At 33.0% G+C, this 15,497-nt stretch carries 15 protein-coding genes; 12 read left to right on the forward strand and 3 right to left on the reverse strand.

From position 1 onward, the window contains the following. Window positions 1–28: 28 nt before the first annotated feature. Window positions 29–652: a bifunctional nuclease family protein gene (locus tag J0383_RS08540; protein ID WP_207297986.1), complete on the forward strand. Its 624-nt coding sequence runs from the start codon at window positions 29–31 to the stop codon at window positions 650–652. A 77-nt stretch (window positions 653–729) separates the two neighbouring features. Next, window positions 730–1,581 (forward strand): thymidylate synthase, encoded by an 852-nt coding sequence (locus tag J0383_RS08545; protein ID WP_207297987.1) that lies wholly within the window; start codon window positions 730–732, stop codon window positions 1,579–1,581. A 37-nt stretch (window positions 1,582–1,618) separates the two neighbouring features. Here J0383_RS08545 and J0383_RS08550 read toward each other — a convergent pair whose 3' ends face one another. Next, window positions 1,619–1,915: an isoamylase early set domain-containing protein gene (locus J0383_RS08550; protein ID WP_207297988.1), complete on the reverse strand. Its 297-nt coding sequence runs from the start codon at window positions 1,913–1,915 to the stop codon at window positions 1,619–1,621. A gap of 238 nt (window positions 1,916–2,153) precedes the next feature. On the opposite strand from J0383_RS08550, the gene J0383_RS08555 reads away from it, so the two are divergent. From J0383_RS08555 to porT, 4 genes are all read left to right on the forward strand, one after another. After that, window positions 2,154–2,498 (forward strand): 2TM domain-containing protein, encoded by a 345-nt coding sequence (locus J0383_RS08555; RefSeq protein ID WP_207297989.1) that lies wholly within the window; start codon window positions 2,154–2,156, stop codon window positions 2,496–2,498. A gap of 12 nt (window positions 2,499–2,510) precedes the next feature. Next, window positions 2,511–2,993 (forward strand): dihydrofolate reductase, encoded by a 483-nt coding sequence (locus J0383_RS08560; RefSeq protein WP_207297990.1) that lies wholly within the window; start codon window positions 2,511–2,513, stop codon window positions 2,991–2,993. Between the two features lie 572 nt (window positions 2,994–3,565). Further along, on the forward strand, window positions 3,566–4,297 hold the full coding sequence (gene ubiE, locus J0383_RS08565) for a bifunctional demethylmenaquinone methyltransferase/2-methoxy-6-polyprenyl-1,4-benzoquinol methylase UbiE (RefSeq protein ID WP_207297991.1): 732 nt from the start codon (window positions 3,566–3,568) through the stop codon (window positions 4,295–4,297). 1 nt (window position 4,298) lies between these two features. Next, window positions 4,299–5,012 carry a type IX secretion/gliding motility protein PorT/SprT gene (porT, locus tag J0383_RS08570; RefSeq protein ID WP_207297992.1) on the forward strand — a complete coding sequence of 238 codons (714 nt, stop codon included), beginning with the start codon at window positions 4,299–4,301 and terminating at the stop codon, window positions 5,010–5,012. 9 nt (window positions 5,013–5,021) lie between these two features. On the opposite strand, the gene J0383_RS08575 is transcribed toward porT, so the two are convergent. Further along, the gene (locus tag J0383_RS08575) at window positions 5,022–5,750 is read right to left on the reverse strand and encodes an RNA methyltransferase (RefSeq protein ID WP_207297993.1); all 729 of its coding nucleotides are present in this window, start codon (window positions 5,748–5,750) and stop codon (window positions 5,022–5,024) included. A 37-nt stretch (window positions 5,751–5,787) separates the two neighbouring features. Between J0383_RS08575 and tamL the strand changes: the two genes are divergently transcribed. The 4 genes from tamL to J0383_RS08595 all read left to right on the forward strand — a co-directional run bounded on the left by tamL (window position 5,788) and on the right by J0383_RS08595 (window position 11,206). Further along, on the forward strand, window positions 5,788–8,349 hold the full coding sequence (tamL, locus tag J0383_RS08580) for a translocation and assembly module lipoprotein TamL (protein WP_207297994.1): 2,562 nt from the start codon (window positions 5,788–5,790) through the stop codon (window positions 8,347–8,349). Between the two features lie 60 nt (window positions 8,350–8,409). Continuing rightward, window positions 8,410–9,477: a class II fructose-bisphosphate aldolase gene (gene fbaA, locus J0383_RS08585; protein ID WP_207297995.1), complete on the forward strand. Its 1,068-nt coding sequence runs from the start codon at window positions 8,410–8,412 to the stop codon at window positions 9,475–9,477. Window positions 9,478–9,588: 111 nt separating this feature from the next. Then, entirely contained in the window at window positions 9,589–10,446 is an 858-nt protein-coding gene (gene accD / locus J0383_RS08590) for an acetyl-CoA carboxylase, carboxyltransferase subunit beta (RefSeq protein WP_008466538.1), read from the forward strand. A 358-nt stretch (window positions 10,447–10,804) separates the two neighbouring features. Continuing rightward, window positions 10,805–11,206 (forward strand): helix-turn-helix domain-containing protein, encoded by a 402-nt coding sequence (locus tag J0383_RS08595; protein WP_207297996.1) that lies wholly within the window; start codon window positions 10,805–10,807, stop codon window positions 11,204–11,206. Between the two features lie 187 nt (window positions 11,207–11,393). Here the strand turns inward: J0383_RS08595 and J0383_RS08600 are convergent, their stop codons facing one another. Next, window positions 11,394–12,641, reverse strand: a complete 1,248-nt coding sequence (locus J0383_RS08600; RefSeq protein ID WP_207297997.1) for an ABC transporter permease — start codon at window positions 12,639–12,641, stop codon at window positions 11,394–11,396. A gap of 164 nt (window positions 12,642–12,805) precedes the next feature. On the opposite strand from J0383_RS08600, the gene purH reads away from it, so the two are divergent. Then, window positions 12,806–14,332 (forward strand): bifunctional phosphoribosylaminoimidazolecarboxamide formyltransferase/IMP cyclohydrolase, encoded by a 1,527-nt coding sequence (gene purH / locus J0383_RS08605; protein WP_207297998.1) that lies wholly within the window; start codon window positions 12,806–12,808, stop codon window positions 14,330–14,332. A 57-nt stretch (window positions 14,333–14,389) separates the two neighbouring features. Continuing rightward, entirely contained in the window at window positions 14,390–15,418 is a 1,029-nt protein-coding gene (locus tag J0383_RS08610; protein WP_008466528.1) for a rod shape-determining protein, read from the forward strand. Window positions 15,419–15,497: the final 79 nt, after the last annotated feature.

A 15,497-nucleotide genomic window follows, 5' to 3' on the forward strand; every position in this document is an offset into this window, starting at 1 on the left:
GCGCTAAGTGCCTTTTTTACAAACATATATGAGTCTAGTAAAATTATCCATAAAAGGAATTTCATACAGCCAAACTCAAAATGGCGCTTATGCCTTAATTTTGAATGAAGTCGACGGCGAAAGAAAATTACCAATTGTTATTGGCGCTTTTGAAGCTCAATCAATCGCTATTGCCCTAGAAAAAGAAATAAAACCACCGCGTCCGTTAACACACGATTTATTCAAAAACTTTGCTGAAAGATTTGATATTGTAGTAAAGCAAGTTATTATTCATAAATTAGTCGATGGTGTTTTTTATTCAAGTTTAATCTGCGAAAGAGATAAAATTGAAGAAATTATTGACGCAAGAACTTCAGACGCAATAGCTCTGGCATTACGTTTCAATGCCCCTATTTTTACTTACAAAAACATTCTGGATAAAGCTGGAATTTATTTAAAATCAAATACTGCCGAAAGCGATCAGGGAACTCAGGAAATTGATGATGTTCTTTCAAATCCTGAAACTTTTGGACGTGAAGAAGAAAGCAACCAATCTGGCGACGTGTATGCAAAACACAGTCTTCAAGAATTAAACGAACTTTTGGATCAAGCCGTTTCTCAAGAAGATTATGAAAAAGCAGCCAAAATTAGAGACGAAATTTCCAGAAGATAAATTCAATGTTTAATCGTTGAACCGTTTATTCGTTAAATCGATTAAACCATTAAACGAATAACCGAATAAACAAACACATGAAACAATACTTAGATTTAGTAAAACACGTTTTAGAAAACGGCAATCAAAAAGGAGACCGAACAGGAACAGGAACAAAAAGTGTTTTCGGCTACCAGATGCGTTTTGATTTAAGTGAAGGTTTCCCAATGGTTACGACTAAAAAACTTCATTTAAAATCCATCATTTACGAATTACTTTGGTTTTTAAAAGGAGATACTAATATAAAATACCTAAAGGAAAACGGAGTAAAAATCTGGGACGAATGGGCCGATTCTAATGGCGATTTAGGCCCCGTTTACGGTCATCAATGGCGTAATTGGAATAGCGAAGAAATCGACCAGATCTCTGAATTAATTACAGAATTAAAGACAAATCCGAATAGTAGAAGAATGCTAGTCTCTGCATGGAATCCATCGGTTTTGCCAGATACTAAAAAATCTTTTGAAGAAAATGTTGCCAACAACAAAGCCGCATTACCTCCATGTCATGCCTTTTTTCAGTTTTATGTGGCAAGTGCAGATCCTGAAAAAGGAGAAACAAAAGGAAAATTATCCTGCCAATTATACCAGCGAAGTGCAGATATATTTTTAGGAGTTCCTTTTAATATTGCTTCGTACGCATTATTAACGATGATGATTGCACAAGTTTGCGATTTAGAACCAGGCGATTTTATCCACACTTTTGGTGATGCGCATATTTACAACAATCATTTTGAACAATTGGAATTGCAGTTAACACGTGAGCCAAAACCATTACCAAAAATGATTTTAAATCCAGAGATTAAAAACATTTTCGATTTTGATTATGACGATTTTACACTTGTTGACTATGATCCACATCCTGCGATCAAAGGAAGTGTTGCTGTATAATATTAAAAAATCCGCTAAATAATTTAAGCGGATTTTTTTATACAACTACTACTCCATTTTCACTCCCAGCAAAATCATTCCATTTGTAGAAATCAGCTTCGGGATCGTTTACATAATTTCCGTCGATTACATACTTAAATTCGTAAATCGCATCTTTTACCAGATCGTAAGTAGCTTTGAAAGTTCCGTTTTTAAGTTTGCTTAAAACACCTTCTTCTGCGTTCCAATTATTGAAATCTCCAACAACTGCTGCCGAATCAGCATCTTTGGCATCGATAGAAAAGGTTACTTTACAAACTGGTTTAGTTTTGACAAATTGTTTCTTAAGAGACATAACTATTTAGTTTTTAGATTCATACACTAAATTAAAGAAATTCATCCGAACTCTGTACACTACTATAACCGATTTACGATTATAATAAAAAGACTACATGATTTTAATTGTATCTATAATTTAAAGTGCCTATTTTTTTCGGATTGAGAATTTAGATCTGTATTGAGTAGAATATTTATGTAGCCAAAATATGGTGTTTTCAAAATAAATTTTAACTTTATAATCTCATTTATATCTTATGGAAAAAGAAGTGCACGAACAATACGAGTATGCCAGAAGACGTATAAGACAAAAAAAAGTCCTGTATTTCCATTTTGTACTCTTTCTACTTGGAAGCTTATTTATATTTGTCGCTAATAAATTTTTCGGTTTTGGAGCATCATCAGAACACAACTGGTGTTTATGGGGAATTACATTATGGTTCTTTCTGTTTATTTTACACTTTATAAAAGTTTACATTACAGACCGATTTATGAATAAAAAATGGGAAAGAGAACAAATTGACCGATTAGTTGCTTTACAACAGAAAAGAATTAGTCAATTAGAATCTAAAATAAATGAAGATACTGAGAATAAAATTTAGTTTCAGCGTATTATGATTATAATGATTGCGGCTATTGCCGAAAATAATGCCCTTGGGAAGAATAACGAATTAGTATGGCATCTTCCAAATGATTTTAAAAGATTTAAATCTCTTACCACAAATCATCATATTATTATGGGCAGAAAAACTTTTGAAAGTTTTCCTAAACCTTTACCTAACAGAGTTCATATTGTAATAACAAGACAAACAGATTACAAACCTGAAGGCTGCATTGTGGTTGACAGTATGGAAAAAGCTATTGCATTATGTCCTGAAAATGAAGATTCATACATTATTGGCGGAGGCGAGATTTACACTCTTGGAATGCCTTTTTCTGATATTCTTGAAATTACGAAAGTACATCACACTTTTGATGCTGATGCTTTTTTTCCAAAAATTAGTAAAAGTGAATGGCAGTTAGTTGAAGCTGAAGAAAATTTCAAAGATGAAAAACATCTTTACGATTACACTTACGAAACTTACATTAGAAAATAAAAAAACATCCTCTTTTGAAGGATGTTTTTTAAAAACTGATTAATTTTGTATTGACTCGCTCAAGAAAATAGTTTTTGTAAAAAATCACAAACGCGTAAAAACATTTGAAATAACTGAATAACATTTAATGTTAAATGAGACTAAGAGTCTCAAAAGCCTTTAATAACAAATACCACTAAGATATTAAAGGCAAGAAAATTAAAATTTCCAAAAACAAATTTAATCCTAAGAACGTATTTCGCACTTTTAAAATTGTATTCCCCCAAGAACAACACTTTTAAAAACTACTAACCTGAACAGATGAATATCAGTGCAAAAAAAACACTCATCTGATTAAGTCAATGACAAGATCAATCATTAATTTTATCATTTTTACTTCAGCAAAGTTGGGCATAAAATCTACGTTGCACAATACCCACTTTTAGTGATTTTTTTCAAATCACTGTTTTTGGTGATGCTGAATAACTTCGTAAAAAACCCGTTTTAAACCTTGTTTTAAAACATTTAACGGACATTTTAAAAAACTCAATTACAGTTACAGCAGATTGTTTATATTTGCGTAAATTATAATAATGTCTGAAAAAGTAACTCCATATAAAGACTCTTCTTTAGGAAAGAAAGAGCAGGTTGCCCAAATGTTTGATAACATTTCTGGCAACTATGATAATTTAAACCGCGTAATCTCATTTGGTATTGATACGAAATGGAGAAAAAAAGTACTTAAAATAGTTTCTGATACCAAACCAAAAACTATTTTAGATATTGCTACAGGAACTGGTGATCTGGCAATTTTGATGGCTAAAACCAATGCAGAAAAAATTATTGGACTGGATATTTCTGCCGGAATGCTTGAAGTGGGAAAAAAGAAAGTCGAAGACAAAAAGCTTTCAAATGTAATCGATTTGGTTTTGGGAGATTCTGAAAACATTCCTTTTGAAGACAACCATTTTGATGCTATTACAGTAGGATTTGGTGTTCGTAACTTTGAAAATCTTGAAAAAGGTTTTGCAGAAATTTTACGTGTATTGAAGCCTAACGGAATTTTCGTGATTCTGGAAACTTCGGTACCAGAAAAAACACCATATAAACAAGGATATAAATTCTACACCAAAAATATACTTCCGGTTATAGGAAAGATTTTTTCTAAAGACAATTCAGCATATGGCTATTTATCTGAATCTGCCGCTGTTTTTCCTTATGGAGAAGCTTTAAACAATATTTTAAGAAAAACTGGGTTTATAGATGTTGTAGCAATGCCGCAAACTTTTGGTGTAGCAACCATTTATTCAGCATCTAAAAAATAGTATGAAAAAAATTGTAATTGTAGTTTTATTAGCCTTAACCACAAAGGGATACTCTCAGTTTGCTAAAAATATGTTTAGCAAAGATCCTATTATCAATCTCGAAAACTGGCAGAAACAACGTGTCTATTTTGGGTATTATTTAGGCTTTAACAGTTTCGACTTTAAGTTTGACTATAAAACTCCTGTTACAAATGATATTCAGGTAAAAAAAACAACTGGATTTAATGTTGGGGTTGTCGCTGACTTACGATTACAAGAATATATCAACCTGCGTTTCGAACCTGGTTTGTATTATACAAAACGTGATTTGTACTATCCAGGCTTTGATTTAGAAAAAGATTACTTAAGAGAAGTAAACAGCACCTATATTCACTTCCCTTTGCTGCTTAAATTTTCGTCGCTGCGTACAGGAAACATTCGTCCTTATTTAGTAGGCGGAATGTCTACCACTTTAAACTTATCCAGCAATTCAAAATCTCAAGATGACAACTTTGAAGGAAAATTTAGAGTCAAACAATGGACGGCCGCTTATGAAGTGGGTTTTGGAATTGATTTCTTTACAGAGTATTTTATTTTCTCTCCTTCAGTAAGAGGTATGTTTGGTATTGGCGATGAATTAATCCGCGACAAACCTATAAATGGTGCCAGTCCATGGACCGACAATATTGATTCGATGAAATCGAGAGCTATTTTAATAAATTTTACATTTCATTAAAACAAAATCTTAACTATTTCGTTTAAATTCACTAAGAATAATTGCTGTTGCTGTTGCTACATTTAAACTTTCTGTTTTTTGCAGCTCACCAAATCTTGGAATAGTAAGACGGCTGGTCACTATTTTTTCAATTTCTGCCGAAATTCCGTTGGCTTCATTACCCATAATAATGATTCCATCTTGAGGCAGGTTTGATTGATAAATATTTTCTCCATCCATAAATGTTCCAAAAACAGGTAATTTTGTCTGGCTAACAAACGTTTTCAAATCAACATAACTAACGTTTACTCTGGTAATTGATCCCATGGTGGCCTGCACTACTTTTGGATTATAAATGTCGACTGTTTCTTTGGAACAAACAATTTGTTTAATTCCGAACCAGTCGCAAAGACGCATAATCGTTCCCATATTTCCGGGATCACGAATGTCATCTAAAGCCAGAATTAACCCAGAATTAAGAATTTCTGTTTCTTGTGGCATTTTAAAAACTGCCAAACAAGTATTTGGAGTCGATAAAGCACTTATTTTTTTCAGTTCTTGATCATTAATTAAAGTTCGTTTTGAAGTTTGAACTTCTTCAAAATCATTTAAAGTGGTGTATAAATGCTCTAATTCAAAATTGGATTGCAATAATTCTTGAATTACCTTTACTCCTTCAGCAAAAAATAATCGATTAGCAAAACGCTGTTTTTTTTGATGCAAGCCTGATATAAGTTTTATTTGGTTTTTACTAACCATAAAATAATGTACTTTTGAATTAAATATTTAATAACACTTGAAAAATAATTCCACAAAAATAATAGCATTTCTTCTAATAGCAATACTTATTTGTGCTTGTAATGCTGTAAAAAGAGTTCCTGATGGAAAATATCTTCTTGTCAAAAATAATATTCTGGTAAATGGAAAATCTACCAATGACGAAAATGCAACTAATCAAATGTATCAAAAACCAAATGGTACCTTATTAGGATACAAACTTCGTTTAAATCTTTACAATCTGGCTAACTTAAATCCAGACTCTACTTATCAGGCAAAATTCAAAAAACACCCTGGATTATATGAGCGTCAGGCAAAATTATTATCTGCTAAACAAGTCGACAGACTCGGACAGTCTTTTTTATATAAAGGAATCCACGAATTTTTAAAAAACACCGGAGAACCTCCTGTAATTATTGACACATCCAAGACAAAAAAAACCTTAACTCGTTTGAAGTATTACTATTTCAACAGCGGTTATTTCAACGTTTCGACAGATTATACAATCGACAGTGTTGCCAAAAAGAAAGCTCAGGTAAATTACAATATTACGACTGGACCTGCGTACATTCTAGATACTATCAAATCTAAGATAATGACTCCTGCTCTTGATTCATTATTCAAAAACAACAATGAACCTTCTTTTATAAAATCAGGAAACCAATACAAAACTGCCGATTTTGAAGAAGAAAAAAACCGTATTACAACATATTTCAGAAATAACGGCGCTTACTTTTTCCAGCCTACTTATGTAACTTTTGATATTGATACGATTGGCAAAAAAAACAAAGCCGATGTTACACTTGTAATCAACAACAATAATATTCAGGAAAGAGATTCAAGCAGAACAGAACCTTTTAAACTTTACAAAATAAGCGACGTTAATATATACACTGACTATTCGCCTGCAAATGCCAAATCTAAAGTTAATGATAGTGTAACGTATAATAATTTTAATCTTTACAGCTATAAAAAATTAAAGTACAAACCTCGTGCTATTACTGATGCTATCTTTATTAATAAAGGAAGCACATATTCTGACACCAGAACAACACTTTCATCGCGATATTTAAACAACCTTAAAATATTTAATTATCCGTCGATTCAATATGAAGTTGACAAAAGAGATCCAACTGCAGAATCATTGATCGCAAATGTGTATTTAACGCCAAGGAAAAAATACAGTTTTGGTGCTACTCTTGATTTTACACATTCTAATATTCAGGATTTTGGTATTGGAGCCAGTATTTCGGAAACCATTCGAAATGTATTTAATAGAGCTGAAACTTTAGAGATTTCGGCACGTGCCAATATTGGTTCTTCAAAAGACATGGCAAATCCTAACAACACCTTTTTTAATGTTTCAGAATACGGATTGGATTTAAAACTGAATTTTCCAAGAATTCTACTGCCTTTTGGAACCGAAAAAATTATTCCGAAAAGAATGATTCCTTCGACTTCTATTTCGGCAGGTTTTTCAAAACAAACCAACATTGGTCTTGACAAAGAAAATTTCACTGGTGGTTTCTCATACAATTGGTCGCCTAAACGTCATAACACTGTAAAATTTGATCTGCTTAATGCGCAATATGTTCGAAACTTAAATCCTAATAATTATTTTAATGTTTACACCTCTTCTTATAGAGAGTTAAATAATATTGGTAAAGCATACAATGAAAATGAAAGCTATTTTGACAATCCAGAAGATCGAAACCTAAGAATTCCCGATGGAACTACTGGCTTTACAAATGACGTTTTAAGCAATAAAACTGCTTTACAACCTGGCTCGTCAGAATATAAAGATGTAGAAAGTATTGAAGAAAGAAGAGTTCGTTTAACAGAAAACGATTTTATTTTAGCCACTAGTTACACTTTTACTAAAACCACAAAAAAAGATTTAGCTGACAATAATTTCTATCAGTTTAAAACCAAACTAGAATCAGCTGGTACATTATTATCTGCCATTTCAACAATTGGAAGCCTTCCAAAAAATTCAAATGGAAACTATGAAATTTTCAATTTAGAATATGCCGAATATGCCAAAGCTGAATTTGATTATATCAAACACTGGGATTTTGGAAAAGAAAAAGTTCTGGCTGTAAGAAGTTTCTTTGGGATTGCTGTTCCGTTTGGAAATTCAAATTATGTTCCGTTTTCACGAAGTTATTATTCTGGAGGTTCAAATGATAACCGCGCTTGGCAGCCTTATTCACTAGGGCCCGGAAGCACAAACGCAGTTGACGATTTTAACGAAGCCAACATGAAAATTGCGCTTAGTGCCGAATACCGATTTAAAATATTTGGTGATGTGAAAGGAGCGATCTTTGCAGACGCAGGAAATATCTGGAATGTTCTCGATAATGTGATTGACAATAAAGCAAAATTCAACAACTTAAACGATTTAGATGAAATTGCTTTAGGTTCTGGATTTGGTTTACGATACGATCTAAGCTTCTTTGTTATTCGTTTGGATTTAGGCTTTAAGACTTATAATCCGGCGCATGACAAGGGCGATCGATGGTTTAAGGAATACAATTTTGGGCATTCGGTTTTAAATTTTGGTATAAATTATCCGTTCTAATGCTAATTAATTCTTATTTTTGCAACCTAAAAACTAAAAACAACTATAAAAAAAATTAAAATGGCACACAACATTAAACCAGGAGTAGCTACAGGAGATCAAGTACAAGAGATTTTTAACTATGCTAAAGAGAAAGGTTTTGCTCTTCCAGCAGTAAACGTTACAGGATCAAGTACAATCAATGGAGTTCTTGAAACTGCAGCAAAACTAAATGCGCCAGTTATTATTCAATTTTCAAACGGAGGAGCACAATTTAACGCCGGAAAAGGTTTATCTAATGCAGGTGAGAAAGCAGCTATCGCTGGTGGAATCGCTGGAGCAAAACATATTCATACTTTAGCAGAGGCTTACGGTGCAACTGTAATTTTACACACTGACCACTGTGCTAAAAAATTATTACCTTGGATTGATGGTTTATTAGATGCTTCTGAAAAACATTTTGCAGAAACAGGAAAACCATTATTCAGTTCTCACATGATCGATTTGTCTGAGGAGCCAATCGAAGAGAACATTGAAATCTGTAAAGAATATTTGGCTAGAATGAGCAAAATGGGAATGACATTAGAAATCGAACTTGGTATTACAGGTGGTGAAGAAGATGGCGTTGACAACTCAGACGTAGACAGCTCAAAATTATATACACAGCCAGAAGAAGTAGCTTATGCTTACGAAGAATTATCTAAAGTGAGCCCTAAATTTACTATTGCTGCTGCTTTCGGAAACGTTCACGGTGTTTACAAACCAGGAAACGTAAAATTAACTCCAAAAATCTTAAAAAATTCTCAGGATTTCGTACAGAAGAAATTCAACACAGGACACAATCCAGTTGATTTTGTTTTCCACGGAGGTTCAGGTTCTACACTTGAAGAAATCAGAGAAGGAATTAGCTACGGAGTTATCAAAATGAACATCGATACAGATTTACAATTTGCATACACTGAAGGAATCCGTGATTATATGGTAAAAAACCTTGACTATTTGAAATCTCAAATTGGTAACCCAGAAGGTCCAGATGCTCCAAACAAAAAATATTATGACCCAAGAAGATGGGTTCGTGAAAGCGAAGTAACATTCAATGCAAGACTTGAACAAGCTTTTGCTGACTTAAATAACGTAAACACACTTTAAATTTTAGATTTTTGAATTTAGATTTCAGATTTCTAATGGAGCCTGAAATTTAAATTTTGAATTCAGATTGAAAAATCTAAAATTTAAAATCTACATTCTAAAATTAAAAAAATGGCTTGGTTTAAAAGACAAGAAAAAGGGATTACGACCGCGACAGAAGACAAGATGGACGTTCCGAAAGGATTGTGGTACAAATCTCCTACTGGAAAAATTATTGATGCTGACGAATTAGCGAGAAATTTATTCGTAAGCCCAGAAGATGATTTTCACGTTCGAATTGGAAGCGCAACCTATTTTGAAATTTTATTCGACAACAACGAATTTGTTGAGTTAGATAAAAACATGACATCAAAAGATCCTCTGCATTTTGTGGATACAAAAAAATATGCAGATCGTTTGAAAGATGTAATGGAAAAAACTCATCTTAAAGACGCTGTTCGTACAGGAGTAGGGAAATCTAAAGGAAGAGAACTTGTAATCTGCTGTATGGATTTTGCATTCATTGGCGGATCTATGGGAGCTGTAGTAGGAGAAAAAATCGCAAGAGGTATTGATCATGCTATTAAAAACAAACTTCCTTTTGTAATGATTTCTAAATCTGGCGGAGCTCGTATGATGGAAGCTGCTTATTCTTTAATGCAATTAGCAAAAACTTCTGTAAAATTAGCTCAATTAGCTGAAGCTAAATTACCATACATCTCTCTTTGTACAGACCCAACGACAGGAGGAACAACAGCTTCTTACGCAATGTTAGGAGATATCAACATCTCTGAACCAGGCGCATTAATTGGTTTTGCTGGTCCGCGTGTTGTACGTGACACTACAGGAAAAGATTTACCAGAAGGGTTCCAAACTGCTGAGTTTCTTTTAGAGCACGGTTTCTTAGACTTTATCACGCCTAGAAAAGAATTGAAAGATAAGATCAACTTATATATCGATTTGATTCAAAATAATGATATTAGAAAATAGTTTTAAACTATTTAAAATTGAAAATCCCAGAAAATTGATTTCTGGGATTTTTTTATTTAAATCATATTAGTTTTAAGTATCCTGCAAGGTTTTCAAAACCTTGTACGTTTAGATTTTAATGCAACACTTCTAATCATTACAATCTTCAGAAATAATACCTACAAGGTTTTGAAAACCTTGCAGGAAAGCAAATAACCTTTTGTTTTTTTATATCCTCATAATACTTGTCCGAAAAATTGTATTTTTGTTCTGCAATAATAGTTTTATCTACGTGAACTATTAAAATGTATCTCACAAAAATGGATTTGTTTTTTACCAAAATCAATTTTTATTAAAGCATTATAAATATCTTTGAACCATGAGCATAACAACAAAACAAAATCACATAGGACGAAAAATAAGTCGTATTCGTGAACTTAGAGATATGAAGCAAGAAGCTTTAGCTCAGGCTTTAGGAACCAGTCAGCAAACTGTATCTGCAATAGAAAATAGCGAAACAATAGACGACACAAAACTTGCAGAAGTAGCAAAAGCACTTGGAGTAAGTGCCGAAGCAATAAAAAACTTTACAGAAGAAAATATGATAAGTTATTTTAATAATTTTTATGATAATAGTACCAGCACTGGAATAAATGGAATGTTCAATCCAACTCAATGTACATTCAATCCGTTAGATAAAGTTGTAGAACTTTACGAGCGTTTGGTTTTAGCAGAAAAAGAAAAAGTTGAATATTTAGAAAAATTATTAAAAGACAAATAAAAATCAACGATATAAAATTATAAAGAAATCCTAAGAAATTGCTTCTTGGGATTTTTTATGCTTTAAATATGTGACGTTTGCTACCGATATTTAATTCCTGCGGAATTTATTTCTCTGGATTAAATTAAAATCTTAAACTCAGAACCTTTGCCCCTTTGTTACTCTGAACCTTTGGACCTAAAAAAAATCACATTCCAGTTCGAATCGCTTCAACGGGATCTAAATTGGCTGCCGAAACAGCTGGAAGAATTCCCGAAATTAACCCGATAAGCGCCGCCAATCCTGTTCCTAAAAGTATATTTCCGAGACTTAAAACAAAATCAAAATCAAGTACTTTTGTTAGAATAAGGGCAATTCCCCAAACCATTAACAAACCAATAATACCGCCAATTACAGACAAAATTATTGCTTCAAACAAAAACTGAAACAGAATAAATTTGTTTTTTGCACCTAATGATTTTTGAATACCAATTAAATTGGTTCTTTCTTTTACCGAAACGAACATGATGTTAGCGATTCCAAAGCCTCCCACCAAAAGAGAAAAACCACTAATAATCCATCCTACAACATTCATCTGACCAATAATCCCGTCTATAAAATCTGTAAAACCAGAAAGGACATTAATAAAGAAATTATCCATTTCTCCTGCTTTTATACCACGGATAGCTCTTAATTTTTGCGCAATTTCAGCTTTATAAGCATCCATATCCACACCTTTTTCTGGTTTTAAAACAATAACCGGCGTCATTGAATCACTATCACCATACATTCGGCGTAAAAAATTAGCTGGCAGATAAACCGAAGTATCGTTACTATCTCCAAAAAAACCAGCGCCTTGTTTCGCCATTACCCCAATAACACTAAATCTTTGTCCATATAAGCGAATATTTTTTCCAATTGGATCACTGCCTCCAAAAAGACCATCGGCAACATCGTATCCTAAAACAATCACTGGAGTTCCTGAATTTGATTCGGATTCATTGTAAAATCTTCCTCTATCAAAACTTAATCCATCAATATCGACCATTTCGAAAGACGAAGGAATAATATTTACATCGGCAACGGTTTTAGAATCGTATTTTAAAGTTTCGTGATTTACAAAAAGCTGATATCCTACTTGCTCTGTATTATTCATGGAATTTTTTAATCCCACATATTCATCATACTTTACATTTGGGAACTGTTCTCTTTTCCATTGTGGAATTTCTGAAGGTCCAAAGTTAAACTTCATTAAATAAATCGTATTTTTATCTAAGCTGCTCAAATCTTTAGAGATTTTTTTATCTAAAGAATCAACGGCTGCCAAAACGGCTATAATTGAAAAAATACCAATTGTAACACCTAAAAGCGACAACAAAGTACGCAGTTTATTATTGCGCAGCGCATTGATGGCAAAACCTAAACTTTCTTTTAATAATCTTAGATAAAGAAGCATATAATTGTATTTTTCAATAAAGTAAAATTCAATAATTTAAAAACAAAAACCTAATAAAAGTTAACTTACTCATCAGTAGATTTTTTTACGAGAATGTTACACTAATTTTTTTAAAATAATATATAAAAAAACTACTTTTGCAGTCTGAAAATCATAACTACACAATGAGCACAACAAAAAAAATACAATCAGCGTTAATTTCTGTTTTTTCAAAAGATGGATTAGAGCCAATCGTTAGAAAATTACACGAGCAAAACGTAACACTTTACTCAACTGGAGGAACAGAAGAATTCATTAAAAACCTTGGAATTCCGGTAGTTCCAGTAGAAGATATTACATCATTTCCTGAAATTCTTGGCGGAAGAGTAAAAACACTTCACCCGAAAATTTTTGGAGGAATCTTAAACCGTCAGGATAACGAGAGCGATGTACAGCAAATGAAAGAATTTGACATTCCTCAAATTGATTTAGTAATTGTTGATTTGTATCCTTTTGAAAAAACTGTTGCTTCAGGTGCAAGTGAGCAAGATATTATTGAAAAAATTGACATTGGAGGAATTTCATTAATCCGCGCTGGTGCTAAAAACTTTAAAGACACTGTAATCGTAGCTTCTGTAAACGAATACAGCTTGCTTTTAGATATTATTACAGAACAAGACGGAAGTACAACTCTTGAAAACAGAAGATTGTTTGCTTCAAAAGCTTTCCATGTTTCATCTCACTATGATGGAGCTATTTTTAATTATTTCAATACTGACGAAACTATTTACAAAGAAAGCATTGCAAATGGTCAAGTTTTAAGATACGGTGAGAACCCTCATCAAAAAGGATTTTTCTTTGGCGATTTTGACGCTATGTTCAAAAAAGTGCACGGAAAAGAATTATCATACAACAATTTATTAGATGTTGATGCTGCTGTAAATTTAATTGCTGAATTTAAAACAGACGGACCAACATTTGCTATTCTAAAACACAACAATGCTTGTGGTTTGGCTTCAAGAAAAACAATCAGCGAAGCCTATTTAGCCGCTTTAGCTTGTGATCCAACTTCTGCTTTTGGTGGAGTTTTGATTTCAAACACAAAAATTGATTTAGAAACGGCACAAGAAATCAATAAATTATTCTGCGAAGTGGTAATCGCACCATCATATGATGATGAAGCAATCACAGTTTTACAAGAAAAGAAAAACAGAATTATTTTAGTTCAAAATGAAGTTGAATTACCATCTCGTCAAGTAAGAACTTGTCTTAACGGATTGTTAATTCAGGACAGAAATAATATTACAGATAATAAAGAGCATTTAAAAACCGTTACAGTTACAGAACCTACTGCTCAAGAGATCGAAGATTTGATCTTTGCTTCTAAAATCTGCAAGAATACAAAATCAAACACTATTGTATTTGCTAAAAACGGAACATTGATTTCTTCTGGTACAGGTCAGACTTCAAGAGTTGACGCTTTAATTCAAGCTGTTGACAAAGCAAAGGCTTTTGGATTTGATTTAAACGGAGCTTCGATGGCAAGTGATGCATTTTTTCCATTTCCGGATTGTGTAGAATTAGCCAAAAAAGCAGGAATAACTGCTGTAATTCAGCCAGGAGGTTCGATAAAAGACGAATTAAGCATAAATTATTGCAATGAAAACAATCTTGCAATGGTATTTACAGGAACACGTCATTTTAAACATTAATTTGTTTAACTTTGTTCGATAAATTATTTTATAACATTTTAAACCCCTAAAAAACTTATGGGATTTTTTGATTTCATGACCGAGGATATTGCGATAGACCTTGGAACCGCAAACACTTTAATCATTCATAATGATAAAGTTGTTATTGATAGTCCGTCTATCGTTGCACGTGATAGAGTATCTGGCAAAATCATTGCTGTTGGTAAAGAAGCCAACATGATGCAAGGTAAAACACATGAAAACATCAAAACTATAAGGCCTTTGAAAGATGGTGTAATCGCTGATTTCGATGCTTCGGAAAAAATGATCAATATGTTCATTAAAAGTATTCCTGCATTGAAAAAAAGAATGTTTACCCCAGCTTTACGTATGGTTGTGTGTATTCCTTCTGGTATTACTGAAGTGGAGATGAGAGCGGTGAAGGAATCTTGTGAGAGAGTAAATGGTAAAGAGGTTTATTTGATCCATGAGCCAATGGCAGCGGCAATTGGTATTGGTATCGACATTATGCAGCCTAAAGGTAACATGATTGTGGATATTGGAGGTGGTACAACTGAAATTGCAGTTATCGCATTAGGCGGAATTGTATGTGATAAATCTGTAAAAATTGCAGGTGACGTTTTCACAAATGATATCGTATATTACATGCGTACACAGCATAACCTTTTCGTAGGAGAAAGTACCGCAGAAAAAATTAAAATTCAAATTGGAGCGGCTATCGAAGATTTAGATGGACCACCAGAAGATATGTCTGTTCAAGGTAGAGATTTGCTTACTGGTAAACCAAAACAAGTTGATGTTTCTTACCGTGAAATTGCAAAAGCATTAGACAAATCGATTCAGCGTATTGAAGATGCGGTAATGGAAACATTATCTCAAACTCCACCTGAGTTAGCTGCCGATATCTACAACACTGGTATTTATTTAGCTGGTGGAGGATCAATGTTAAGAGGTCTTGACAAACGTATTTCTCAAAAAACAGATTTACCGGTTTACATTGCCGAAGATCCATTAAGAGCAGTTGTACGCGGAACAGGAATGGCTCTTAAAAACATTGCAAAATTTAAAAGCATCTTAATTAAATAAGATCTAAAATAACAATCAATTTACTTTTATAAGGGTCGGATTTTTAATATTTGACCCTTGTAAAATCTGAAACCTTAAA

Source organism: Flavobacterium endoglycinae (assembly GCF_017352115.1).
Lineage (GTDB): Bacteria > Bacteroidota > Bacteroidia > Flavobacteriales > Flavobacteriaceae > Flavobacterium > Flavobacterium endoglycinae.